Source organism: Synechococcus sp. BS56D (genome assembly GCF_004332405.1).
Taxonomy (GTDB): Bacteria; Cyanobacteriota; Cyanobacteriia; order PCC-6307; family Cyanobiaceae; genus Synechococcus_C.
This window is the reverse complement of sequence record NZ_PHQU01000001.1, coordinates 108,526-130,594: the sequence shown is the minus strand read 5'-3', so window position 1 is coordinate 130,594 and position 22,069 is coordinate 108,526. Positions and strand designations below refer to the sequence as shown.

The following is a 22,069-nucleotide window of genomic DNA, read 5'->3' as shown; positions in this document are numbered from 1 at the left end:
TTGCAGGTAATCGATCTGGAAATGACATAACAGGTTGAGGAGTGTGCATTTGCCGACAGTAATCACAGATTCTCTGGTGGTTTCTACCTAGGTATTTCTTGCATGAATCGCTGCGCATCCTCGTGCTCATGCACTGAAGTGGGCCTTGGCGTCATACAAGGTTTCACTGTTGATCTCCTTTCGCCCGCTTTCCCGGGCATAGGCCTCAGTGTTACGACGAACCTTGCCGCGCACGAAGAAGGGGATCTTCTTGAGTTCCGCTTCTCCGTCGGCAGTCCATTGCAGGGTTAGTGAGTGCGCTGCAGTCGATTGTTCCTCGCTGTCAGCGCTGATTTCGGCCGTCATTTGGCCTGCCTGCAACCCGCCAAGATGACCGAGATGGCTTTGGTGGCCATCCACAAACTCAAAGTCATGGCGGAACATGCCGATCAGGTGCTCCTCCAGGCCCATCATCAACGGATGCACCCAGGTGTCAAAGATCACATTGGCTCCTTCCCAGCCCATCTGTGGGCTGTAGCGGGCTGGAACGTCCTGCACATGCATCGGTGTGCTGATTACGGCGCAGGGAATCCCCAGTCGCTTGGCGCTATGACGTTCCATCTGGGTGCCGAGCACCAGTTCAGGGGCCGCCTCCGCCATCGCGGCCTCCACCGCTAGGTAGTCATCACTGATCAAGGCTTCCAGGCCCAGCTCCTTCGCCAGAGTCCGGACCGGTCGCGCCATCTCTCGGCTGTAGGTGCCTAGGCCCACCACCTGGAAGCCCAGTTCCTGTCGGGCGATCCGGGCCGCTGCCAGCACATGGCTGCCGTCGCCGAAAATGAACACCCGCTTCCCGGTGAGGTAAGTGGAGTCGACGGAGTCCGAATACCAGGGCAAGCGTGAGCGCTGCCTTCCCTCCTCCGGATCCGGCGGCTCCATGCCGAGCAGTGCGTGCAGTTCCTGCAAGAACTGTGTTGTTGCCCCGATTCCGATCGGCACAGTGCGTGTGAAAGGGATGCCGTAGTTGCGCTCTAGCCAGCTGCAGCAGGGCTCAGCGATTTCCGGGTAGAGGCAGATGTTCGCGTCCGCGTCGGGCAGTCGCATCACATCAGCCACGGAGGCTCCCATCGGCAGCACGACCTGAACATCAATGCCGTGGTCCTCCAGCAGTCCTCGGATCTCATGCACGTCATCCCGGCAGCGAAAGCCCAGGAGGGATGGGCCCATCAGGTTCACCCTGGGGCGTCGTTGCTGCTCTTTCCAGGCCTGGGGGCCAGGGTTGGCAGCCCCAGGAGATTGGGCAGCGGCGTTGTGGAGGAGTAACCCGCGCACCAGCTGATACAGGGTTTCCGCTGCACCCCAGTTCTCCTTCTTGCTGTAGGCGGGAAGTTCCAGGCTCACGATTGGTAAGTCCAGTCCCATGCCGGCGGCGAGGGCCCCTGGCTGGTCCTGGATCAGTTCGGCAGTGCAGCTCTCCCCCACCAGCAGGGCATCGGGCCTGAAGCGTTCGACGGCTTCGCGCACATGCCGCTTCACCAGCTCGGCGGTGTCGCCGCCGAGGTCGCGGGCCTGGAACGTGGTGTAGGTGACGGGTGGGCGCCGGCCGCGCCGCTCGATCATGGTGAAGAGCAGATCGGCATAGGTGTCGCCCTGAGGGGCGTGAAGCACGTAGTGCACACCCTCCATCGAGGCAGCGATGCGCATGGCCCCCACATGGGGCGGCCCTTCATAGGTCCAGAGAGTGAGGTCCATCGGTTAGGGGGCTGTGGGGTGAAGCAGCTGGTGGCGCTGAAGGGGTCTGGAAAAGAGCTCTGCCAGCTCTCCGGCCTGGTCGATGCCGTGGATGGGGCTGAAGACCAGTTCGATCGACCATTTGGTGGCGATGCCTTCGGCTTCCAAGGGGTTGGCCAGACCCATGCCGCAGACGACGAGATCGGGTCGGCTGTCTCGCACCCGATCCAGTTGTTGTTCCACGTGCTGTCCCTCCATCACCCGAGTGCCGTCGGGCAGCAGGTCCAGCTCCGCCTGCATCAGCTCCCGATTCAGATAGGGCGTGCCCACTTCCACCAGCTCCATGCCGCATTCCCTGTGCAGAAAGCGAGCTAGGGGGATCTCCAGCTGGGATTCGGGCAAGAGAAAGATTCTCTGTCCTGCCAATCTGCGCCGGTGGGGCTCCAGGGCTTGCTTGGCTCTTTGCATCAAGGGATCAAGGATGTCGCTCACGGTTGTTGGATCGACGCCCCAGGCCTGAGCGGCCGCTTCCATCCAGAGACGACTTCCCTCCGCACCTAAGGGGTAAGGAGCCGCGAGGATGGTGGCCCCCCGATCACGGAGCCGGCGCGCGGTATCGCCAAGAAAGGGTTGGCAGAGCAGGACGCGTGTGCCCTCGCCCACGGGAGGTAGCTCGGTGGACTGCCTGGGGGGGAGGCTGCGCACCGTCGCGATTCCCATGCGCTGAAACAGTGTGATCAAGCGATCTTCCACTGCATTGGCGAGTGTCCCCACCAGCAGCAATTGCTTCTCATCACTGGTCGGAAGCATGGGTACCAGGGCTGCGAGGGCGCCGTCCTCTCCCTGGGTGAAGGTCGTCTCGATGCCGCTCCCGGAGTAGTTCACCACTTGCACCCGACCGCCGAGTTCCTCGTTGAGTCGTTCCGCGGCCCTGGCCAGATCGAGTTTGATCACTTCGCTGGGGCAAGACCCCACAAGAAACAGGGTGCGGATTTCGGGGCGGCGTTGCAGAAGCTCTCTGGCAACTCGATCCAGCTCCTCTTGGGCATCGGCCAGGCCGGCCAGATCTCGCTCGCTCAGAATGGCGGTGCCGAAGCGCGGTTCCGCGAAGATCATTACGCCGGCAGCGCTTTGAATCAGGTGGGCACAGGTGCGTGAACCCACCACGAGAAAAAAAGCATCCGGCATGCGTCGATGCAGCCAGACGATGGAGGTGAGACCGCAGAACACCTCACGGGGCCCCGACTCCTTCAACAGGTTGGCGCTCATTCCGCCCAGGGCAAAGGTGGATTCCTTCAGGGTGGCGCCGGAACTGCTTGGAGCCTCCGGGCACAGGAACTCTTTGGGATCAGAGCGCGTTCGATCGGTTGTTTGTGCCTACTGTTCGATCGCAATCCATTGCGTCTTTCCATGTCTCCCCTGCGCGTTCTGCCCGCGGTTCTCGCTCTGACTGTGGCGTTGGCTGCCTGTCAATCCCCGGCAAAAAAGGCGGTGAATGATGAAGTGAAAGTGGCCAAAGGCGTCGAGGCCGTTTGCGCGGCACGTCTCGACGTGGATGCCGCTGTGGCAAGCGTGAATTCCCTGACCGCTCAGTCGACCATCGGTGATGCCGAGAAGGCCGGTGAGTCCCTCAAGGCAGCGCTTAGCAAGCTTGAAGGGGCGGAGGAACAGCTCAATAAGGCTGAGGTCAAGGAGTACCGCGATCAGGTGCAGCTCTTCCAGAAGGCGGTTCAATCTGTCACTAAAGACAAAAACCTGACCCTCGAACAGGCTGCTGAGCAGCTCAAGGACAAGGCCGCTCCAGTGGTCGCGGCCCGCGAACAGCTGGCTGCGACCACGGTGTGCGTCGAGATCGAGGAGCCTGCCGCTCAAGACAAAGCCAAGCCCTGATCTCAGAGACGGCGGCGGAAACGATCATCGTTGAAGCCGCCCGACTTGCTGTCGCTGCTCTCGATTCGGGTCAATCGCCAGACGTTGCGGCTGACCCGACGGGCACGGAGGCCGCCTCGTTCCACTGTTTCAGCACCGGGTCTGGCGCCGAGCAGCAGGCTCACCTCTGCGGTTGAAAGGGGCGCACCTGTTTCCACAGCGAGGGCTGTGAGTTCAAGGCGCTGGCGCAGCTGGCGAATTGAATCGGCCGTTTCGTCAGCCGGGGCGTCCAGCCAGGGAAGGTCCACTTGCCCTTCATGGGCCAAGCGCTGCATCAGGGTGTAGCTCACCAGGCCGAGAGCCTGTTCGGCATTGAGCTCCGGGGTCGCCATGGTTCGAAACAACGGATGGCCGGACGGTATCGGTTGCCTGTCGGTGTGCAAGCGCTAGCAGCTCCTTTATTCATGACCTTCCGGTAAGATCCCGGCTATGACTCGTTTCGCCGGCTTCGATCCCCGGGAGCGGCGGCGTGGGGGCAGCGCTCTCGTCACCGGCACGGAGGTTCACCCCTCCGCTGGGGGACCGAGCTGTGTGGTGACCACCGATAGCGAATCTCCCCGTCTGAATCGACAGAACAGCCATGTTCAGTCGATTGAACTGCGGACCCATGTCTTTATCGATTCCCTCCAGCCCCAGTTGGCGGCTTACATGGGTTCGGTCAGTCAGGGGTTTCTTCCGATTCCTGGCGATGCCTGCCTGTGGATGGAGGTGTCCCCTGGCATGGCCGTGCATCGAGTCACCGACATAGCCCTGAAGGCCAGCAACGTGCGCCTCGGTCAGATGGTCGTGGAGCGTGCCTTCGGTTCGATGGCGCTCTATCACCGCGACCAGAGCACCGTGCTCCATTCCGGTGATGTGGTCCTCGAGGCCATCGGTAGCTCGATCGAGCAGCGCAGTCCGGCTGATGTCAGCTGGACGGAGGTGATCCGTGCGATCACTCCCGACCATGCAGTGCTGATCAACCGCCAGAACCGCCGGGGCTCGATGATCGAGGCCGGGATGAGCATGTTCATTCTTGAGACCGAACCCGCCGGCTACGTATTGATCGCTGCCAATGAGGCGGAGAAAGCCTCCAACATCACCCTTGTGGATGTGAAAGCTGTCGGTGCGTTCGGGCGGCTCACTCTGGCCGGACGTGAGGGCGATGTGGAGGAGGCCGCTGCTGCAGCGATGCGGGCGATCGAGCTCATTAACCGCCGCTCTTCACTGCGTTGATGATCACCGGTTGAGTCCGAGACGTTCCCGCAGGCGTGGCGCCAGCGCTCTTGCTGCCTTCCCTCGGCTACCAAGGCGAGCCAGCTGGGATGGATTCAGTTCGCCGTAGCTGCAGTTGGCCTCGCGCACCCAGAACAGGGATTCAATGCCGCCGCCGCTGAAGGCCGGTGCTTTGAGGAGTTCCCCCCAGCAGACTCCCTCCGCTTCTTCCAGGCACTGCCCTTCTGGTGAACAGAGAACCATCGCACTACGAAAGCAGGCGCTGCGGTACGGGTCGCCTTCCAGAGCTTCAAGCAACCTTTGGATCTTTTCGGAATCGGTTGGTGCCAGCCGTGCAGTGAAAAGACCAGGGGCTCCTCCAAGCGCATCAACCTCCAAGCCGGAGTCGTCTGCGAGTGACCAGCATCCGGTACGGCGTGCTGCCGCAACTGCTTTCAGACGGGCGTTTTCGAGGTAAGTCGCTCCCGTTTCTTCCACATCAAGATCGTCAGGTTGACGCCTCACTTCGAGAGCGAGAGGGCCAAGCATCGAGACGATCTCAGCAACCTTGTTGGGGTTGCCACTGGCAATGGTCAAAACAGGGCGAACCAATCCTGAACAGGTCGGAAGGCATCCATTGTGTGGCTTAGCGGTATGAATCTCTCCACGTCGCGAGGTTGGAGCCAGAACGGGTTGAACATTCCACCCCCGCAGGCGCGGGGCACTGTCTCCAAATGTGAAGCTAGGTGTGGCGCGCGCTCTTGCCATCGGCCTGTCCGGGGGTGCTCACATGAACCCCAACAGCGTCAGCGAACAGTTGGAGCCTTGGTGATTAGCCCTGCTTATAGCGTTCACTATGGACTGTGATGCTCAAAAAGCCTCCTATCGCTTGACGTTTGGTGCTTCGGCAGAGCAATGTCAGCGGCGAACATTCCACCCCTTTCCCGGTAGGCAATGGCTAACGAAACCATGGGCATCGCTCTCGGCATGATCGAGACCCGCGGCCTGGTCCCCGCGATCGAAGCTGCTGACGCCATGACCAAGGCTGCTGAAGTGCGCCTGATCGGTCGTGAGTTCGTCGGCGGCGGCTACGTCACCGTTCTGGTGCGTGGCGAAACCGGCGCTGTGAACGCCGCTGTGCGCGCTGGTGCTGATGCTTGCGAGCGCGTCGGCGACGGCCTCGTTGCTGCTCACATCATTGCCCGCCCCCACCGCGAAGTGGAGCCTGCTCTGGGCAACGGCAACTTCCTGGGTCAGAAGGACTGAGATCTGCCGCTGAGTTCTTGACGAACTCGCGCCTCTCAAATCCCTTCACCGACCTAACGGAGTTTTCCCATGAGCAAGAAGTACGACGCTGGGGTCAAGGAGTACAGAGACACTTACTGGACTCCTGATTACGTTCCCCTCGACACCGACCTGCTGGCCTGCTTCAAGTGCACCGGCCAGGAAGGTGTGCCCAAGGAAGAAGTCGCCGCTGCTGTGGCTGCTGAATCCTCAACCGGCACCTGGTCCACTGTGTGGTCCGAGCTCCTCACCGACCTCGACTTCTACAAAGGCCGTTGCTATCGCATCGAAGACGTCCCTGGTGACAAGGAGTCCTTCTACGCGTTCATTGCCTACCCCCTCGATCTGTTCGAAGAGGGTTCCATCACCAACGTGCTGACCTCCTTGGTCGGCAACGTGTTCGGCTTCAAAGCCCTGCGTCACCTCCGTCTGGAAGACATCCGCTTCCCGATTGCCTTCATCAAGAGCTGCTACGGCCCGCCGAACGGCATTCAGGTCGAGCGCGATCGGATGAACAAGTACGGCCGTCCTCTGCTGGGCTGCACCATCAAGCCGAAGCTCGGCCTGAGCGGTAAGAACTACGGTCGCGTGGTCTATGAGTGCCTGCGTGGCGGTCTGGACTTCACCAAGGACGACGAGAACATCAATTCCCAGCCTTTCCAGCGCTGGCAGAACCGCTTCGAGTTCGTTGCGGAAGCCATCAAGCTGGCTGAGCAGGAAACCGGTGAGCGTAAGGGTCACTACCTCAACGTGACCGCCAACACTCCCGAGGAGATGTATGAGCGCGCTGAGTTCGCTAAGGAACTCAAGATGCCGATCATCATGCACGACTTCATCACCGGTGGCTTCACTGCCAATACCGGTCTCTCGAAGTGGTGCCGTAAGAACGGCATGCTGCTCCACATCCACCGCGCCATGCACGCGGTGATCGACCGTCATCCCAAGCACGGCATCCACTTCCGCGTTCTCGCCAAGTGTCTGCGTCTGTCCGGTGGTGACCAGCTCCACACCGGCACCGTGGTCGGCAAGCTGGAAGGTGATCGTCAGACCACCCTCGGCTACATCGACCAGCTGCGTGAGTCCTTCGTTCCCGAAGATCGCAGCCGCGGCAACTTCTTCGATCAGGACTGGGGTTCCATGCCTGGCGTGTTCGCCGTCGCCTCCGGCGGTATCCACGTGTGGCACATGCCCGCCCTGGTCACCATCTTCGGTGACGACTCCGTTCTGCAGTTCGGTGGTGGTACCCATGGTCACCCCTGGGGTTCCGCTGCAGGTGCTGCTGCTAACCGTGTGGCCCTCGAAGCCTGCGTCAAGGCACGCAACGCCGGCCGTCATCTCGAGAAGGAGAGCCGCGACATCCTCACGGAAGCCGCGAAGCACAGCCCCGAGCTTGCCATCGCCCTCGAGACCTGGAAGGAGATCAAGTTCGAGTTCGACACCGTCGACAAGCTCGACGTTCAGAACTGATCGGCAGGGAGAGCACCTCAATCGGTGTTCTCCCACCGTTCTTCGTCATGACTCCGGCCGGATAACAACAGATCCGGTCCAACCAATTCCGTAACCCAGGATCCCCATGCCTTTCCAGAGCACCGTGGGTGACTACCAAACAGTCGCCACCCTGGAGACCTTCGGCTTTCTTCCGCCGATGACCCAGGACGAGATCTACGACCAGATCGCCTACATCATTGCCCAGGGTTGGAGCCCGCTCGTCGAGCATGTCCACCCCAGCAACTCCATGGCCACGTATTGGTCCTATTGGAAGCTGCCCTTCTTCGGTGAGAAGGACCTCAATGTTGTGGTCAGCGAGCTCGAGGCTTGCCATCGCGCTTATCCCGACCACCACGTGCGCATCGTTGGTTACGACGCCTACACCCAAAGCCAGGGTGCTTGCTTCGTGGTCTTCGAAGGTCGCTGATCCTCGATCTAGCTGATCTTCGATCCAATGGTTCCGAGCCCTGACCTTCATCAGGGCTCAACTCTTTTCCGGGAGGGCTCCACCCTTCCATTCACGACGACAACCTCGGGCGGACATGGCAAGACTTTCCAGTCGCGAACTCGCACTTGAGCGCCGTAAGGCGCTGACCACCGCCGGGAAGAAGGCATCGGTTGCCGCAGGCGGTAAGGCGAATCGTGTGCGCACGGCTTCGGATGCACGTCCGACCCGCACGGATGCTTCTGCTGAGATCACAGCCACCACGCCTGTTTCTTCGCAATCTGCAGTCGCTTCTGTCTCTGCCCCTGCTGCCGTGACTCTGCAGCGCGCTCCAGTCGCCCGCTTCTCCCAGGTGAAGCCCCAGAGCAATCCCAGTCGTGAGCTGGTGCTCGCCCGTCGTGAAGCACTCTCCCGTCGAGGCAAAACCGCTGATACCAGTCGCGACCGCAATCGCACTGATGCGGCTCGGCAAACGGTTGTCGCTCCCCCATCTGAACCGGCCAAGAAAGAGTGCGGATGCGGTGGACAGCGTGCAGCTGAGAAAGGATTGTCGACACGTCCTGCGGTCTCCGTTGAGCTGAGCAATCGCTCCGGCGACCGTCGCGCCGCTGCTGAGCGACGTAGTGCGTCACCCAAGCGCCGGTCCATTGAAAATCCCAGCCGCGCTTTGGTGCTGGCTCGCCGCGATGCCATGTCGAAGCACGGCAAGACTGCTGGCAAGCAGCCCACCAGCGCAGCCGCTGTTGCTCGTCAGGCAAATCCCGATCTCACCAGCCGTGAGTTGGCTCAGCAGGTGCGCGAATTGCGTGCCAAGGCTGGTGCCCGTAATAAGCAGAGTGCGGGTGTGACCCGCCCCTCTGGTCCCAATCGTCATGGTTCCAAGCAGGCAGCCGCTGCGGATGCCCATTGGAAAGTGGGTGAGTCCCAGACCACAGGTGGTCAGACCGTCACCGGTACCCAGGCCAACCGCTCGGTGAAGACCACCGGCAATGAGGCCAGCACCTGCCGCTCCATCACTGGCACTGAGTACTTGGGTGCCGAAGTCTTCCAGACCTTCTGTCAAAGCGCTCCTGCCGTCACCACCCCTGCCAAGGTTCGCGTGACCGCTACCAGCCACGGCAATCGAGTGACCGGCAACGAAGTCGGACGCTCCGAGAAAGTGACTGGTGACGAGCCCGGCACCTGCAAATCCGTCACCGGTACTGAATACATCTCTGCGAACCAGTCCGCGGCTTATTGCGGTGGTTCCACCCCCTCCCCACGCAAAGTCGGACACAGCCTGACCCAGCAAGGACGTCCAGTGAGTGGCGTGATGGTGGGCCGTTCTTCCAGTGTCACTGGTGATGAAGCCGGAGCTGGTCGTGCCCTCACTGGAGATCAGTACCTCGGATCCGACCCCCTCCCTGAGGGACGTCCTGCCGCCAAGGTCGGACGTTCCGCCACCCTTTCCGGTACCGGTGTGACTGGAACGATGGTGGGTCGCTCTGCGCAGGTGACCGGCGATGAGTTCGGCTCCTGCCATCGCGTCACTGGTGATCAATACATCAGTGCTGAGCAAGTCAATGCTTTTTGCGGGTCTAAGGCAGAGCCTGAAGCCGCCAAGGTGGGTTTCAGCATCACCAACCGCAATCAGGTCGTCAGCGGTACCCGCACCGGTCGGTCCGACAAGGTCACTGGGGACGAGCCCGGTAGCTGCAAGGCTGTGACCGGTACTCCCTATGCAGGTCTTGAGCAGGCTGGTCAATACTGCGGTACTCCTGCTGTGCAGGCCATCCGTGAGCGCACTCCAGTGCGCGTCGGCACTCCTTCAGCCCCGATGACCGGTCTTCAGCCCGGGGTCGGTGGGGTGATGACCGGTGATGAGCGTGGAGCCTGCGAAGCGATTACCGGAACTCCCTATCTGGGTGCTGATCAACTCGCTGCGGCCTGCGGTTCTGATGCCCCCGCTGGCACTGAAACCCATGGTGTGTCACCGGAAGGTGCCCCTTGGACACGTTTCAGTGTGATGTCCCCCGCCCGTGCCGCTCAACAGGATCGTGAGCTTCGTTCCGGGGTCACTGGCACCGCTTATGAGCAGGGGAGCCGCATCACCGGCCCTTTTGATATGGCCGGCGGAAAAGTCACGGGTACCGAGCAGTTTCGCTTCGATAACCGCGAATTCCAGAACCGGCAACAGCGACAGTTCCAGCCCACCGTGGCTGTGGTGAGTGAGCCTCCCACCAAGCCTGTCTCTCGGGTCACCGGAGAGGGTTCATCCACCAAGGTCACCGGCGATGACTGGGACCGTGGTGAGCACGTCACGGGTACGGAAGGGGCTTCAGCCCGCCGTCGCAATCCTTCCCGTCCTGGCCCGATGAGCGCCATGTCGTCCTTCGAACGCAAGCGCAACCAGGAAACGGAGTGGCCCGTCAGCCGTGTGACCGGCTCCTCTGGCAACACCGACAAAGGATCGCTGATCACCGTCTCCGGCGGCGCTCGGGGCTGATCGAAGAATGGTTCGCTCCCAACCATCGGCACGGAGCGGGCGCCCACTGGCTCCCACGGCTCCCACACGTCGTCAGCTGCAGTTGGCTCAGGCCCTCTCCAGCTCAACTGAGATGGGACCCAACCAGGATCAACCCGGATCGGATCCAGTTGCCACCACCCGCAGCGCCGCCCTTGAACGGCGTAAGGCGCTGACCACTGCGGGCAAAGCGGCAGTGGTGAATGATGCTCGTTTGTCCAGTGGACGGATTCGTTCAAGTCAGGACACCCGACGACCTGTCGTGCAGCGCCCCTCCTGGATTCGCCGGGATCAATCGGCTGAACTTCAGCCTCAGGCATGCTCTTCTTCCGCTCGATTTCAAGCGGCGACAGTGTCTCGCAGAGGTGTGTTGGCTGCCCATCCCCTCACCCAGCTCTCCGAGAACACCAGGCTCCAGGCCTATGAACTGGAGGTCAAGGGACGTTTTGATCGCATCGTTCCCGTTCTCCAGAGGGTTTCAGCCTTTCAACACGACGCTGATTTCATTACCCAGGCTCAACGCTTAGCTCGGGCCGAGCTCGGATTTGATCTACCCGATCACATCCTTGAGAAAGCATGGGTGCGTCCCCTCGACATGCGCGCCCTGTTTGCCTGGTGTGTGTTCCAGGCCCATCAATCCCTGAGCGAGCGTTTCTTTCTCGATGACCCTCTCGGCGGTGCGTCCGGGAGTCAGCGCGCTGAGCAGTTCAACACTTTCTTACTCGACTGCGGTTTCCATCTGCTTGATGTCACTCCCTGCGCGGATGGTCGTTTAGCCCATTCCATTGCCTACGCCCTACGCATTCCCTTCAGTGCCGTGCGGCGTCGCTCCCATGCCGGAGCCATGTTCGACGTGGAAAACACGGTCAATCGTTGGGTCAAAACCGAGCATCGCCGTTTTCGCGAACTTGTTCCCAACGAGCCCCATGCCCCTACGCGTTATTTGAAAGTGGTTACGTACCACTTCAGTTCTTTAGATCCATCCCACCAAGGCTGTGCCGCCCACGGCAGCAACGACTCTCTGGCGGCCTCTGCAGGTTTGCAACGCCTCAAGGATTTCCGTGAAGCCGTTGAGAACAGCTTCTGCTGTGGTGCTTCGGTGGATCTTTTATTGATCGGTCTCGACACTGACACCGATGCGATCCGGGTTCATGTTCCGGATCGTGATGGTGCGATCAAGCTTGATCAATGGTTGTGTGCTGCAACTCTTTATGAGAGCACCGCCTGTCTGCACGCTGATCAGGCTCGTGAGGCGGTCTTCGCTGCGGTGGAAACCCACTCCACGACGGCTCCTGATCCGGGCATGGTGCGCTTCATTGCCGAATTACTGATCAACAATTTCTCCCAACAGGATTACGTCCGTGCCCTGCATCACGGGCCCTATCCCGATGCAGGCCATGCGGAACGCTTTATCGGTGTCGGCATCGGGTTCAAGGAGGTGCATTTACGCAACCTCACCTACTTCGCCCATCTCGACACTGTTGAGGAAGGTGCTCCGGATCTCGATGTCGGCGTCAAGATCTTCAAGGGACTCAATGTTTCAAGGGATTTGCCAATCCCTGTCGTTGTCCGCTTCGATTACTCAGGCAAGGTTCCTGGTGCCAGAGAGCGGGCTGTCGCTGATTGCCATCGCGTCAACCAAGCGATCGCCGCCCGCTACACGGAGCTTGTTGACGCCGGCCTGCTCCACACCATGCTCACGGTCCGAGATCGTGACAACCCTTCCCCTGCCGAAACGGTAGGGTCCTCCCTCGATCCTGTCCGTCAGGAGGCTCACTGATCATGCTCATCGTCAAGGTCATCAAGCCACTCGTCTCAACCAATCGGATCCCCGATTTTGAGCACAAGCATCTACAGGTCGTCCTCGATGGCAGCACCAAAAAAGTGGCTGTTGATGCCGTCGGTGCCAAGCCCGGAGACTGGGTCATCTGCGTTTCCAGCTCTGCTGCCCGTGAGGCTGCCGGTAGCAAGTCTTATCCCAGTGACCTCACCATCGTTGGGATCATTGACCACTGGGAGCCCGATCCCCCGAAACCTCCCTCCACACCATCCGCACCTGCAGCGTCCCCTGCAGCTCCCCCAACCCCACCCCAGGGGGCTGCAGGCTGATGGAAATCATGCAGGTGCGGGGAACACTGATTTGCACGTATCGGGTCGCCGGACTTGATCACATGCACCTGCGCATTCTGGAAAACAACAAAGGCAAGAAACTTGTGGCTGTTGATCCCGTTGGTGCTCGAGAAGGGAACTGGGTTTTTACTGCCAGCGGCTCTGCGGCCCGTCATGCCTGTCCTGATAACACGGTCCTCACTGATCTCACCATCGGCGGGATCATCGATCACTGGACGCCGGATGGATAACTGATCGCCCCGTCCCGCTTCGTTCCATCCACTCCCTCCTCACCATGGCCACTCCAACGCCCCGCCGTCGCTCTTCCGCTGGTTCCAGCCCGTCGGCTGCTTCCTCAGGTGCTTCTGTTTCCTCCACGTCCAGCGGAGCAGTGACCCCTGCGGCCGCGACGCCAGCGGCAAGCACCTCCGCAGCGGCTGATAAGACAACGCCTGCTGTCAAAAACACACCGGCTGCCAAGGCAACTGTCGATGTGACCGCCGTTGCCGCAGCCACAAGCACACGCCGCAGTGCTAGTTCCAGCACCACAAGCAGCCGTCGCAGCACAAGCGCGAGCCGATCGGGTACGAGTCGCTCGACCAGCACACGATCCAGCAGCGCTTCCGGTGGTGCCGCTCGCCGTGCCTCCTCGAGTGTCTCTGCGGCTGCAACGCCGGCACCGATCAAGGGCATTGCCCTTGGCATGATCGAAACCCGTGGGATGGTGCCTGCAATTGAAGCGGCCGATGCGATGACCAAAGCTGCCGAGGTGCAGCTGATCAGTCGCGAGTACGTCGGCGGTGGCTACGTGACCGTCATGGTGCGCGGTGAGACCGGTGCGGTGAACGCCGCTGTTCGCGCAGGCGCTGATGCCTGTGAGCGAGTAGGCGATGGCCTGGTGGCCGCCCATATCATTGCGCGTCCCCATCAGGAGGTTGAGCCTGCCTTGGTGGCGACCGGCGCCCGTCGCCGCCTCTGAGTGGAATGGCGTTCCCGGACTCCCAATTCCGCTTAGATTCTCCGGCCAACGCGCCTTCGGCCGGAAACGTCTGAGTTCTTTTTTTGAGCACGTTTTCCACCCTGACCATTGAGACCGCCTGGCTGATCCCCCTCTATGGATTGGCAGGAACCCTCGTGGCCCTTCCATGGGCCGCTGGCTGGTTTCGCAGGGATGCGCATCGCCCCCCCGCTTACCTCAACATCCTTCTCACCCTGATTGCCTTTGTGCATGGGAGTTTGGTGTTGCGTGAGGTGATGCTCAATGGGCCTGTGTCTCTTGAGTTTCCCTGGCTGGCTTTTGCAGACCTGCAGCTCAACATCAGCTTCAGCCTGTCGCTGACCAACCTGGCGGCTCTTGAACTGATCACTGGTCTCAGCCTTCTGGCTCAGTTCTATTCACTCGGTTATCTCGATAAGGAGTGGGCCCTTGCCCGTTTCTTCGCTCTCCTCGGCTTTTTCGAGGGTGCGATGTCTGGAGTCGTGCTCAGTGACTCCCTGTTTCAGAGCTATTTCCTGCTGGAGATGCTCACCCTGTCCACCTACCTGCTGGTGGGGTTCTGGTACGCCCAGCCGCTGGTGATCACCGCTGCCAGGGATGCCTTTCTCACCAAGCGCGTCGGCGATGTCCTCCTGCTGATGGGGGTGGTGTCTCTGGCTGCCTGGTCTGGAGTCATGGGCTTTCAGGATCTTTACGCCTGGTCAGCAACGCAACCCATGACCCCCATTGCCGCGACCCTGCTGGGTTTAGGTCTGATTGCTGGTCCGGTCGGAAAGTGCGCCCAGTTCCCCATGCACCTCTGGCTGGATGAAGCGATGGAGGGTCCGAACCCAGCTTCGATTTTGCGCAATTCCGTCGTTGTCACCTGCGGTGCCATCGTTCTCCTCAAGGTGATGCCCCTGCTGCAGCAGGCTCCCGTCACCCTGGTGATCCTTCAGGTGATTGGAATCATCAGTGCCCTTGGCGGCTCGCTGGTTTCGATTGCCCAGGTGGATATCAAACGGAATCTCTCCTATTCCACAACGGCGTATCTGGGCCTCGTCTTTATCGCCATTGCGTTGCAGGTGCCCGTACTTGCACTCCTGCTGCTCTTTGCCCACGCCGTTTCCAAAGCTCTGCTGTCCATGAGCGTGGGTGGCGTGATCGCAGCCACCAATTGCCAGGACATCACCGAACTCGGGGGGCTCGGTTCCCGTATGCCGGCAACCTCCGGATCCTTTCTGATCGGTTCGCTGGGTCTTGTTGGTTTTCTCCCGTTTGGGGGCTTCCTCTGCTTGGCCCAGTCCGTGGAGTTGATTGGCGCTCGTGAACCTGCCCTGGTTGTCGTGTTTCTCGTGACCAATGCGCTGACGGCCCTCAACCTCACCCGCGTCTACCGCCAGGTGTTCCTGGGGCAGTCCCTGGCCAAGACCAGGAGAGCCGCAGAGATCAATTGGCAAATGGCCCTGCCGATGGTGGCGCTGTCTGTGATCGTTCTGATCACCCCGTTGTTGCTGATTCGCCTGGAGTCTCTGGATGGGCTGCTCGCTTTCCCCGTCTGGGCGGCCGCGCTTGTGGTTGGCAGTGGCCTGGTGGGACTTCTCATCGGAGCCTTGATCCCTCTGAATAAAGCCTGGTCCCGTTCCCTGAATCCCATTCTTCGCTGGTTCCAGGATCTCCTCGCTTTTGATTTCTATACCGAGCGCTTCTACCGCCTCACGATCGTGAATGTGGTAGCTGCCTTTTCAAAACTGGCTGATCGCTTTGATCGCACGGTGGTCGATGGTGTGCTCCATTTCCTGGCTCGTTTCTCCCTCCAAAGCGCCGATGGTCTCAAATTGAGCATCAGCGGTCAGAGCCAGAGCTACGTGCTCACGGTGGTTGCGGCGATTGTGCTGCTGCTGTTCAGCCTCAGCTGGCTTCTGAACTGAGGTGAACTCCATGCTCTTGACCGTTCTTCTGCTGATCCCCTTTGGCGGGGCCCTCCTGATCTCTTGCCTGCCTGCCGGTACCCAGTCCGGTGGCATCAGGCGCGTGTCTCTGATTGTGTTGGCGATTCAGTGCCTGGCAGGGCTTCCGTTGCTCTGGGCCTTCGATTCCGCTCAGCAAGGTTTTCAGCTGGTTGAACGTATGCCATGGCTGCCCAGTCTTGGGCTCGACTACTCCCTCGCCGTCGATGGCCTTTCACTGCCGTTAGTGCTGATGAACGGAGTGCTCTGCCTGGTGGCAGCGTTTGCGTCCCGCAGCATTGAGAATCGGCCGCGCATCTACTTCTCTCTCCTGCTGATCATCAGCGGTGCGGTGAATGGTGCCTTCCTGGCTCAGAACCTGTTGCTCTTCTTCCTGTTCTACGAATTGGAGCTCATTCCCCTCTGGCTGCTGATTGCGGTCTGGGGTGGCGCCAATCGCGCCTATGCCTCCACGAAATTTCTGATCGTCACCGCCGTTTCAGGGGTTTTGATTCTGGCGGCATTCCTGGGAATGGCTGTCTTGACCGGCAGCGTTGATTTCGGCCTCCATCCTGTACTCAGCTCCCAGATGGGGATTGTTAGCCAGTTGGTGCTGATGGGTGCTCTGCTGATCGGCTTCGGAATCAAGATTCCGCTTTTCCCTTTCCATACTTGGCTGCCGGATGCTCACACCGAAGCCTCGACGCCGGTGTCCGTTCTTTTGGCAGGGGTCCTGCTCAAGCTGGGCACCTATGGTCTGCTGCGTTTCTGTCTTGGTCTCTTCCCTGAGGCCTGGGCTGTCGCCGCTCCCTGGCTAGCCACCTGGGCGGCGGTGTCTGTGCTTTATGGATCCTTGGCCGCAATTGCCCAGACCGATATGAAGCGAATGGTGGCCTACAGCTCAGTGGGGCATATGGGCTATGTGCTGCTGGCGGCGGCAGCAGCCACCCCTGTTGCCCTGGAGGGCGCCCTTTTCCAGATGGTCAGCCATGGTTTGATTTCGGCGATTCTTTTCCTTGTCGTGGGTGTGGTTTATTCGCGCACTGGCACCAGGGATCTGAATGTGTTGCGGGGCCTTCTCAACCCTCAGCGTGGCCTTCCATTGAGTGGCTCTTTGATGATCATCGGCGTCATGGCTAGTGCCGGCATTCCGGGAATGGCCGGCTTCATTGCCGAATTCCTGATTTTCCGAGGCAGCCTTGAGAGCTTCACCACAGCCACCCTGCTCAGCATGGTGGGCTCGGGTCTCACAGCGGTCTACTTCCTGCTGCTTGTCAATCGTGCCTTTTTTGGACGCTTGGCAATCACCGCCGGTGACGATGTCAACCCCCGGGTGCTTGAACCGGTTCCTTTTCAGGATCAAATGCCGGCCATCCTTCTCAGTTTTGGGGTCCTGATTCTCGGTTTGGCCCCTGATCTTCTGGTCGGTCTGAGCGAGGCGGCGACGACCGGCCTCAGTCAGCTCGCTCTCACCACCCTGTCCGGAGGCCTCTCCTGATGCCCCACACCACGCCCCCGCTGCCCGAACACGAGGAGCTGGTCTCTCGCCTGCTCGCGGACGTTCCCTTGCTCGCTGACACTCCTGACCATCTTCTCCAGGTCGTGAATGTGCTCGAGAGTTACGGCCTCGTGCTGGATGCTTACAGCCGCAACCTGGTGTATCAGGGACAGACCCAGCTGCTTAATCCCTTCCCGACCCTTCGTTTTTTCCACGAGGGTTTCAGTCTCCAGCGCCTCTGGACCCATTGGATGGGTGATCGGATCAACTTCGAATACGCCGAGTACTGCCAGAAGGCGATGTTTTGGCATGGCACCGGAGGGCTGGATGCCTACCTCGACAGTGATCCCTTCCAGAAGGTTTGTGATCAGATCATTCGCCTCAAAGCCCGTCGCGATCCGCTGTTGGCGCTGGTGAATGGACTGTTTCCGGGTTTCGCACCCGAGGCGATTCGCTCACTCACCACCATCTATGCCCTTGGGCTGTTCTGGCGTGTGATGAGCGATGTGTTTGTTGACCTTGCCCGTCGCTATCGCATCGGTGAGGTGGCTTGCGTCAACGATGTGGTCCATCACATCCGTGATGGTCTGGTGGCTGCCGCCGCCAATCCGATCACCTACGAGGTGCAGGTCGGTGGTGAGACCCTCTGGATCCTCCCGCCTGAAGCTGGCCTCACCTTCCTGGTGGATGTGGCTGTCCCTTATGTGGAGGCGGTGTTCTTCCGCGGGATGCCTTTCCTGGGAACCGTGTCGTACAACGCCCAGGCTCAGCAGATCTCTCCAGATCAAAGCAGCTTCCGCTACGGAGCGCTCTATGCCGACCCGCTTCCAAGCATGGGGGCGGGGATCCCTCCGAGCCTTTGCATGCAAGACATGTATCGCCACCTTCCCGATGAGCTCAGCCGCTGGTACGACAGCCATGGCCGAGGGCAGGCTGATGTTCATGTGCAGATCTGTATCAGCTTCCAGAAGTCGATGTTCTGTGTCACCAACGCGGCGATTGCTGGCACCATGCCCCATCCTCTCAATGTCCAGGATCCCGAGGCACAGGCGGCCAACCATGCCTATGCGTCTGCCTGGGCTGAGCGATTGATGGGGACCCGCCGGGATGCTCTGCTCTAAGTTCAGCGAAGCGTGTGCGTGTCGTTGTGCAGGATCAATCAGGGCAGCATCAATCTGGGCAGCATCAGTGGGAAGAGCGCAATCGTCCGGTCCGGCTTGAGCGCCGAGTTGAATTCGAGACCTACGGCGCCACCCGTGATTTTTTAGATCGTCTTGGCGCTTTCAGTGAAGAACAGCAACGCTTTCCGGATATCAGTTTTGGCCGTACTTACGTGAATCTCACCTTGCGGCCTCTCGATCTCGAGGAGGGAGCTCCTTTGCAGGCTGAGGATCATGCCTTTGCGGCAGCGGTCGATGGACTCATCGATTGACCTTGCGGCCAGCTTCGCCGATTCAGGCGTTGCTGAGGTGTTAGAGCAGCTTGATCGCGATCTTGTTGGCTTGCGTCCTGTTAAGACGCGCATTCGTGAGATTGCAGCATTGCTTTTAGTGGATCGTGCTCGGGAGACCTTGGATCTGCCCAGCTCTGCACCCTCCCTGCACATGTCCTTCACGGGCCGTCCGGGAACTGGGAAAACGACAGTTGCGATCCGGATCTCCCAAATCCTTCATCGTCTCGGCTATTTGCGCAAAGGTCATGTGGTCACTGTGACCCGTGATGATCTTGTTGGTCAATATGTAGGCCACACCGCACCTAAAACCCGTGAAATGATCAAGCGTGCCCAGGGCGGTGTTCTGTTTATTGATGAGGCTTACTATCTTTATAAGCCAGGTAATGAGAGGGATTACGGGGCTGAAGCGATCGAAATTCTTCTTCAGGATATGGAGAAGCAGCGCTCAGAGTTTGTTGTGATTTTTGCCGGTTATAAAGATCGCATGCAGGAGTTCTATCAGTCCAACCCCGGTCTCTCCTCCCGAGTCGCTCATCACATTGATTTTCCCGACTACAGCGATTCGGAGCTGATGGAGATTGCTCTTCTATTGCTGCATCAGCAGAACTACTGCTTCACTGATTCGGCTCAGCAAGCCTTTGCCGACTACATCGCACGCCGCCGGCTTTTGCCCTTCTTTGCTAATGCACGCTCAATACGTAATGCTCTTGATCGTTTGCGACTCCGGCAGGCGAATCGGCTGTTTTCAAGAATGGCCGAACCGCTCAATCGTGAGGATCTGATTACGATTGAAGCCAGCGATGTATTGGCGAGCAGGGTGTTTCAGGGGGAAGTCGAAGGAGATGATCCTGCCCGTCCGCTCACTCCCGGCCCCTGAGTCGTCGGCCTCAGTGCTTCGGTTGCTCAAGATCGCGGCGGATCAGGGCCAGTAAGTAAGACGGTGCCTTGTAGCGGGTGGGAAGGCAGCGGTTGAGGGTTTCCAGATGGCCCCAGCAAACGGTTTTCTGGATGTCTTGGGTGCTGCGGCCCTCCTTCAGAAGTCTGCGTAACGCCTTGCAATAGAGGGGGTAGCCCGCCTCCAGTTCTCCGATGGTCAGCTTGGCCTGGGCCATGGGATCGCGCAGCGCAACCCTCAACCTATGAAACCGCCGGTCCCGCCCCCGACCAGCGGCCTCATCAGCGGTGGGGTGTCTCTCACCCCATCCAGGCCACGCAATCGATTTCCACCCGGGCACCCTTGGGAAGTGCTGCCACCTGCACGCAGGCCCTGGCTGGACTGACTCCGGCACCGAAGACCTCCGCGTAGAGGGCATTCACTTTTTGGAAATCGTTCAGATCCACAAGGAACACCGTGGTCCGCACCACCCGGGAGGCATCGGCTCCTGCGGCCTTGAGGACTGCAAGCAGGTTGCTGAGCACTTGGCGGGTTTCCGCCTCCACATCGCCCGCTCCCACCATGGCGCCTGTGGCCGGATCGAGGGGGATCTGGCCGGAGCAGTAGAGCCATCCCCCCGCAAGGACAGCCTGGTTGTAGGGACCGACTGGAGCCGGTGCGGCGTCCGTGGTGATCGCCTCAGGATTGATGGGGGAGGTCATGGCGGAGTCGCACAATGGACAGGCATCATCACCCTCGAGGGTTATGGCGGGTCGCGAATCAGAGGTCGCGCCGGTTGCGGTGTCGGGCCTCTGGCACCGCTACCCGGGGCGAGAGCGGGACTGGACGCTTCAGGGGATCGATCTGCATCTGCAGCCAGGTGAGCTCGTGGGATTGCTGGGTCCGTCCGGCTGTGGCAAGACCACGCTGTTGCGCCTGATTGCCGGTTTCGAGCAGCCCTCGCGTGGTGAGGTGCACCTGCAGGGTGAGCTGGCGGCAGATTGCCAACGATCACTGCCCCCCGAGCGTCGCGGGGTGGGCATGGTGTTTCAGGACTACGCCCTGTTCCCTCATCTCAATGCTTGGGAGAACACCTGCTTTGGACTGCGCCGGGGACAGGACACCAGTCGGGCTTCGTGGTTGCTTGAGTTGCTTGGGCTGGAGCGGCTGACCGGCCGCTATCCCCATGAATTATCTGGAGGCCAGCGCCAGCGCTTGGCCCTGGCGAGGGCTCTGGCCCCGGCTCCTGCGGTGGTGTTGCTGGATGAACCCTTCTCCAACCTCGATGTGGAGGTAAGGCTTCGCTTGCGCAGTGAACTGCCAGCGGTGCTCAGTCGCTGTGGCACCTCGGGCATTCTGGTCACCCATGACCCCGGCGAAGCGCTAGCGATTTGCGACCGGGTTGCCGTGATGCAGGACGGTCTGCTGCATCAATGCGCGTCTCCTCGCACTCTGGTGGAGTCGCCGGCCACCCCGTTTGTCGGTCGTTTTGTTTTGCAGGGCAATCTTCTGCCTGTACAAACCGATGGCAGCGGCCATCTGAACTGTTCGCTCGGCCGATTCCGGATGCCTTCCGGCCTTGGGGAGCGGGATCTAGCAGAGGCCTCCGTGTTGGTGGATCCCGCGGCAATCACCCTGGTCCCAGATCCCACCGCTGAGGCCTGCGTCATGGGTCGAGAGTTCCTAGGTCGTGAATGGCTTTACAGGGTCGAAGCGGGAGCCCGTCAGTTGCGCCTACGCCTGCCGCTCCAGAGCGATTACCAGCGGGGGACCCGTTGTCGACTCGCCCTGCGCCCCGGAGAAACCGTGCTGCTCTATCCGCAGCGTTTAGTTCTAGAAGCGCTCGGTCAATAACTGAGCTGCGCCCTGAGCCGGGCCCTCAGCCACGCCACTGATCCTTGTGCCGGCGCAGTGCCCCCAGCTCCTCCGCATCGTTGGCGCGCATCATCAGGTTGGTTTCCCGTTCGATTCCGATCGTGCTCGGCAGGCTGCAACTGCCCCTGGCCCTGAGGGCCCCGACCTCCTGCAAGCGCTTGTGGATTGCCGGCGCATCCGGCCGCAGGGCTGCCGCCCAGCGCAGATTCGCTTCGGTGTATTCATGGGCGCAATGGACGCCCGTCTGCTGTGGGAGCTGGCTGAAGCGTTGCAACGCCTCGTGCATCTGCGCCGCAGTGCCTTCGAACAGGCGACCACACCCCCCGCTGAAGAGCGTGTCTCCGCAGAACAGGGCCGGAGGCCTCGCACCCTGAGCCGAGAGCAGAAAAGCCACATGGGCCCTGGTATGGGCCGGAACCTCCAGCACCTCCAGTTCCCCATCCAGCAGGGTGAGCCGGTCCCCCTCCCGCACCGAGACGGTTTGAAAGGGGATGCGTTCTAGGTCGGCCAGAGCGGCGATCACCGCCGCATCGGGCCAGCGGAGCAGGAGTTCGGGGGTGCCGCCGATGTGATCCGCATGGTGATGGGTCTGCAGCACGGCTTCGAGCCGCAGTTCGCGCTCTTCAAGCCAGTCGATCACCGGTGAGGCCACCGCCGGGTCGACCACGACCGCAGCATCTCCCGCCACCCAGATCCACACGATGTTGTCCTGCAGGACGGGCAGGGGGTGAATGCCGTCATGGGTCGTGCCGGAAGGTGGCATCGTTAAAGTCCAGGTCGAC

23 protein-coding genes are annotated in these 22,069 nt (G+C 60.5%); 16 read left to right on the top strand and 7 right to left on the bottom strand.

Features of this window, described 5'->3' with window-relative positions; all coding sequences use genetic code 11:
• Nucleotides 1-126 precede the first annotated feature (126 nt).
• Together CWE17_RS00655 and CWE17_RS00650 are read right to left on the bottom strand one after the other, a co-directional pair.
• The gene (locus tag CWE17_RS00655) at nucleotides 127-1,731 is read right to left on the bottom strand and encodes a ferredoxin:protochlorophyllide reductase (ATP-dependent) subunit B (protein WP_131454443.1); all 1,605 of its coding nucleotides are present in this window, start codon (nucleotides 1,729-1,731) and stop codon (nucleotides 127-129) included.
• 3 nt (nucleotides 1,732-1,734) lie between these two features.
• Complete coding sequence (locus CWE17_RS00650) at nucleotides 1,735-2,979, bottom strand: ferredoxin:protochlorophyllide reductase (ATP-dependent) subunit N (RefSeq protein WP_131454442.1); 1,245 nt, start codon at nucleotides 2,977-2,979, stop codon at nucleotides 1,735-1,737.
• Nucleotides 2,980-3,120: 141 nt separating this feature from the next.
• On the opposite strand from CWE17_RS00650, the gene CWE17_RS00645 reads away from it, so the two are divergent.
• Nucleotides 3,121-3,600, top strand: a complete 480-nt coding sequence (locus tag CWE17_RS00645; RefSeq protein WP_131454441.1) for a hypothetical protein — start codon at nucleotides 3,121-3,123, stop codon at nucleotides 3,598-3,600.
• Between the two features lie 2 nt (nucleotides 3,601-3,602).
• Here the strand turns inward: CWE17_RS00645 and CWE17_RS00640 are convergent, their stop codons facing one another.
• Nucleotides 3,603-3,971 carry a hypothetical protein gene (locus CWE17_RS00640; RefSeq protein WP_131454440.1) on the bottom strand — a complete coding sequence of 123 codons (369 nt, stop codon included), beginning with the start codon at nucleotides 3,969-3,971 and terminating at the stop codon, nucleotides 3,603-3,605.
• Between the two features lie 97 nt (nucleotides 3,972-4,068).
• On the opposite strand from CWE17_RS00640, the gene CWE17_RS00635 reads away from it, so the two are divergent.
• On the top strand, nucleotides 4,069-4,854 hold the full coding sequence (locus CWE17_RS00635; RefSeq protein WP_131454439.1) for a BMC domain-containing protein: 786 nt from the start codon (nucleotides 4,069-4,071) through the stop codon (nucleotides 4,852-4,854).
• A gap of 3 nt (nucleotides 4,855-4,857) precedes the next feature.
• On the opposite strand, the gene CWE17_RS00630 is transcribed toward CWE17_RS00635, so the two are convergent.
• Nucleotides 4,858-5,445: a non-canonical purine NTP pyrophosphatase gene (locus tag CWE17_RS00630; protein ID WP_240789176.1), complete on the bottom strand. Its 588-nt coding sequence runs from the start codon at nucleotides 5,443-5,445 to the stop codon at nucleotides 4,858-4,860.
• Nucleotides 5,446-5,787: 342 nt separating this feature from the next.
• Between CWE17_RS00630 and CWE17_RS00625 the strand changes: the two genes are divergently transcribed.
• From CWE17_RS00625 to cbbX, 13 genes are all read left to right on the top strand, one after another.
• Nucleotides 5,788-6,099: a BMC domain-containing protein gene (locus CWE17_RS00625; protein ID WP_006169870.1), complete on the top strand. Its 312-nt coding sequence runs from the start codon at nucleotides 5,788-5,790 to the stop codon at nucleotides 6,097-6,099.
• Between the two features lie 69 nt (nucleotides 6,100-6,168).
• Entirely contained in the window at nucleotides 6,169-7,584 is a 1,416-nt protein-coding gene (locus CWE17_RS00620; RefSeq protein ID WP_131454437.1) for a form I ribulose bisphosphate carboxylase large subunit, read from the top strand.
• 106 nt (nucleotides 7,585-7,690) lie between these two features.
• Nucleotides 7,691-8,032 (top strand): ribulose bisphosphate carboxylase small subunit, encoded by a 342-nt coding sequence (locus CWE17_RS00615; RefSeq protein WP_006043651.1) that lies wholly within the window; start codon nucleotides 7,691-7,693, stop codon nucleotides 8,030-8,032.
• Nucleotides 8,033-8,147: 115 nt separating this feature from the next.
• A complete protein-coding gene (locus CWE17_RS00610; RefSeq protein WP_131454436.1) occupies nucleotides 8,148-10,535 on the top strand; it encodes a CsoS2 family carboxysome shell protein in 2,388 nt (795 codons plus the stop codon).
• A gap of 7 nt (nucleotides 10,536-10,542) precedes the next feature.
• Nucleotides 10,543-12,333, top strand: a complete 1,791-nt coding sequence (locus tag CWE17_RS00605) for a carboxysome shell carbonic anhydrase (RefSeq protein WP_131454435.1) — start codon at nucleotides 10,543-10,545, stop codon at nucleotides 12,331-12,333.
• A 2-nt stretch (nucleotides 12,334-12,335) separates the two neighbouring features.
• Entirely contained in the window at nucleotides 12,336-12,662 is a 327-nt protein-coding gene (locus CWE17_RS00600; RefSeq protein ID WP_131454434.1) for a carboxysome peptide A, read from the top strand.
• Complete coding sequence (locus CWE17_RS00595) at nucleotides 12,662-12,913, top strand: carboxysome peptide B (RefSeq protein ID WP_131454433.1); 252 nt, start codon at nucleotides 12,662-12,664, stop codon at nucleotides 12,911-12,913. The genes CWE17_RS00600 and CWE17_RS00595 overlap by 1 nt, the downstream gene beginning before the upstream one ends.
• 44 nt (nucleotides 12,914-12,957) lie before the next feature.
• Nucleotides 12,958-13,641, top strand: coding sequence for a BMC domain-containing protein (locus CWE17_RS12460; protein ID WP_153188448.1), 684 nt, complete (start codon nucleotides 12,958-12,960; stop codon nucleotides 13,639-13,641).
• Nucleotides 13,642-13,724: 83 nt separating this feature from the next.
• Entirely contained in the window at nucleotides 13,725-15,569 is a 1,845-nt protein-coding gene (locus CWE17_RS00585) for an NAD(P)H-quinone oxidoreductase subunit F (protein ID WP_131454432.1), read from the top strand.
• A 10-nt stretch (nucleotides 15,570-15,579) separates the two neighbouring features.
• Nucleotides 15,580-17,085: an NADH-quinone oxidoreductase subunit M gene (locus CWE17_RS00580; protein ID WP_131454431.1), complete on the top strand. Its 1,506-nt coding sequence runs from the start codon at nucleotides 15,580-15,582 to the stop codon at nucleotides 17,083-17,085.
• Entirely contained in the window at nucleotides 17,085-18,206 is a 1,122-nt protein-coding gene (locus CWE17_RS00575) for a CO2 hydration protein (RefSeq protein WP_131454430.1), read from the top strand. The genes CWE17_RS00580 and CWE17_RS00575 overlap by 1 nt, the downstream gene beginning before the upstream one ends.
• A 26-nt stretch (nucleotides 18,207-18,232) precedes the next feature.
• The gene (locus CWE17_RS00570) at nucleotides 18,233-18,517 is read left to right on the top strand and encodes a 4a-hydroxytetrahydrobiopterin dehydratase (RefSeq protein ID WP_131454429.1); all 285 of its coding nucleotides are present in this window, start codon (nucleotides 18,233-18,235) and stop codon (nucleotides 18,515-18,517) included.
• Nucleotides 18,501-19,415, top strand: coding sequence for a CbbX protein (cbbX, locus tag CWE17_RS00565; protein WP_131454428.1), 915 nt, complete (start codon nucleotides 18,501-18,503; stop codon nucleotides 19,413-19,415). The genes CWE17_RS00570 and cbbX overlap by 17 nt, the downstream gene beginning before the upstream one ends.
• A gap of 10 nt (nucleotides 19,416-19,425) precedes the next feature.
• On the opposite strand, the gene CWE17_RS00560 is transcribed toward cbbX, so the two are convergent.
• Together CWE17_RS00560 and CWE17_RS00555 are read right to left on the bottom strand one after the other, a co-directional pair.
• Nucleotides 19,426-19,650, bottom strand: coding sequence for a DUF3136 domain-containing protein (locus CWE17_RS00560; protein WP_131454427.1), 225 nt, complete (start codon nucleotides 19,648-19,650; stop codon nucleotides 19,426-19,428).
• A gap of 82 nt (nucleotides 19,651-19,732) precedes the next feature.
• A complete protein-coding gene (locus CWE17_RS00555; protein ID WP_131454426.1) occupies nucleotides 19,733-20,134 on the bottom strand; it encodes a Rid family detoxifying hydrolase in 402 nt (133 codons plus the stop codon).
• Nucleotides 20,135-20,177: 43 nt separating this feature from the next.
• On the opposite strand from CWE17_RS00555, the gene CWE17_RS00550 reads away from it, so the two are divergent.
• Nucleotides 20,178-21,266, top strand: coding sequence for an ABC transporter ATP-binding protein (locus CWE17_RS00550; protein ID WP_131454425.1), 1,089 nt, complete (start codon nucleotides 20,178-20,180; stop codon nucleotides 21,264-21,266).
• Between the two features lie 25 nt (nucleotides 21,267-21,291).
• Here the strand turns inward: CWE17_RS00550 and gloB are convergent, their stop codons facing one another.
• Nucleotides 21,292-22,050: a hydroxyacylglutathione hydrolase gene (gloB, locus tag CWE17_RS00545; RefSeq protein WP_131454424.1), complete on the bottom strand. Its 759-nt coding sequence runs from the start codon at nucleotides 22,048-22,050 to the stop codon at nucleotides 21,292-21,294.
• Nucleotides 22,051-22,069: the final 19 nt, after the last annotated feature.

Coding starts and splice junctions, on each gene's coding strand:
- CWE17_RS00580 (WP_131454431.1), top strand. CDS start 15,580: ATGCTCTTGACCGTTCTTCTGCTGATCCCCTTTGGCGGGGCCCTCCTG.
- CWE17_RS00605 (WP_131454435.1), top strand. CDS start 10,543: ATGGTTCGCTCCCAACCATCGGCACGGAGCGGGCGCCCACTGGCTCCC.
- CWE17_RS00655 (WP_131454443.1), bottom strand. CDS start 1,731: ATGGACCTCACTCTCTGGACCTATGAAGGGCCGCCCCATGTGGGGGCC.
- CWE17_RS12460 (WP_153188448.1), top strand. CDS start 12,958: ATGGCCACTCCAACGCCCCGCCGTCGCTCTTCCGCTGGTTCCAGCCCG.
- CWE17_RS00600 (WP_131454434.1), top strand. CDS start 12,336: ATGCTCATCGTCAAGGTCATCAAGCCACTCGTCTCAACCAATCGGATC.
- CWE17_RS00560 (WP_131454427.1), bottom strand. CDS start 19,650: ATGGCCCAGGCCAAGCTGACCATCGGAGAACTGGAGGCGGGCTACCCC.
- gloB (WP_131454424.1), bottom strand. CDS start 22,050: ATGCCACCTTCCGGCACGACCCATGACGGCATTCACCCCCTGCCCGTC.
- CWE17_RS00575 (WP_131454430.1), top strand. CDS start 17,085: ATGCCCCACACCACGCCCCCGCTGCCCGAACACGAGGAGCTGGTCTCT.
- CWE17_RS00645 (WP_131454441.1), top strand. CDS start 3,121: ATGTCTCCCCTGCGCGTTCTGCCCGCGGTTCTCGCTCTGACTGTGGCG.
- CWE17_RS00640 (WP_131454440.1), bottom strand. CDS start 3,971: ATGGCGACCCCGGAGCTCAATGCCGAACAGGCTCTCGGCCTGGTGAGC.
- CWE17_RS00620 (WP_131454437.1), top strand. CDS start 6,169: ATGAGCAAGAAGTACGACGCTGGGGTCAAGGAGTACAGAGACACTTAC.
- CWE17_RS00595 (WP_131454433.1), top strand. CDS start 12,662: ATGGAAATCATGCAGGTGCGGGGAACACTGATTTGCACGTATCGGGTC.
- CWE17_RS00635 (WP_131454439.1), top strand. CDS start 4,069: ATGACTCGTTTCGCCGGCTTCGATCCCCGGGAGCGGCGGCGTGGGGGC.
- CWE17_RS00555 (WP_131454426.1), bottom strand. CDS start 20,134: ATGACCTCCCCCATCAATCCTGAGGCGATCACCACGGACGCCGCACCG.
- CWE17_RS00650 (WP_131454442.1), bottom strand. CDS start 2,979: ATGAGCGCCAACCTGTTGAAGGAGTCGGGGCCCCGTGAGGTGTTCTGC.
- CWE17_RS00625 (WP_006169870.1), top strand. CDS start 5,788: ATGGCTAACGAAACCATGGGCATCGCTCTCGGCATGATCGAGACCCGC.
- cbbX (WP_131454428.1), top strand. CDS start 18,501: ATGGACTCATCGATTGACCTTGCGGCCAGCTTCGCCGATTCAGGCGTT.
- CWE17_RS00610 (WP_131454436.1), top strand. CDS start 8,148: ATGGCAAGACTTTCCAGTCGCGAACTCGCACTTGAGCGCCGTAAGGCG.
- CWE17_RS00615 (WP_006043651.1), top strand. CDS start 7,691: ATGCCTTTCCAGAGCACCGTGGGTGACTACCAAACAGTCGCCACCCTG.
- CWE17_RS00550 (WP_131454425.1), top strand. CDS start 20,178: ATGGCGGGTCGCGAATCAGAGGTCGCGCCGGTTGCGGTGTCGGGCCTC.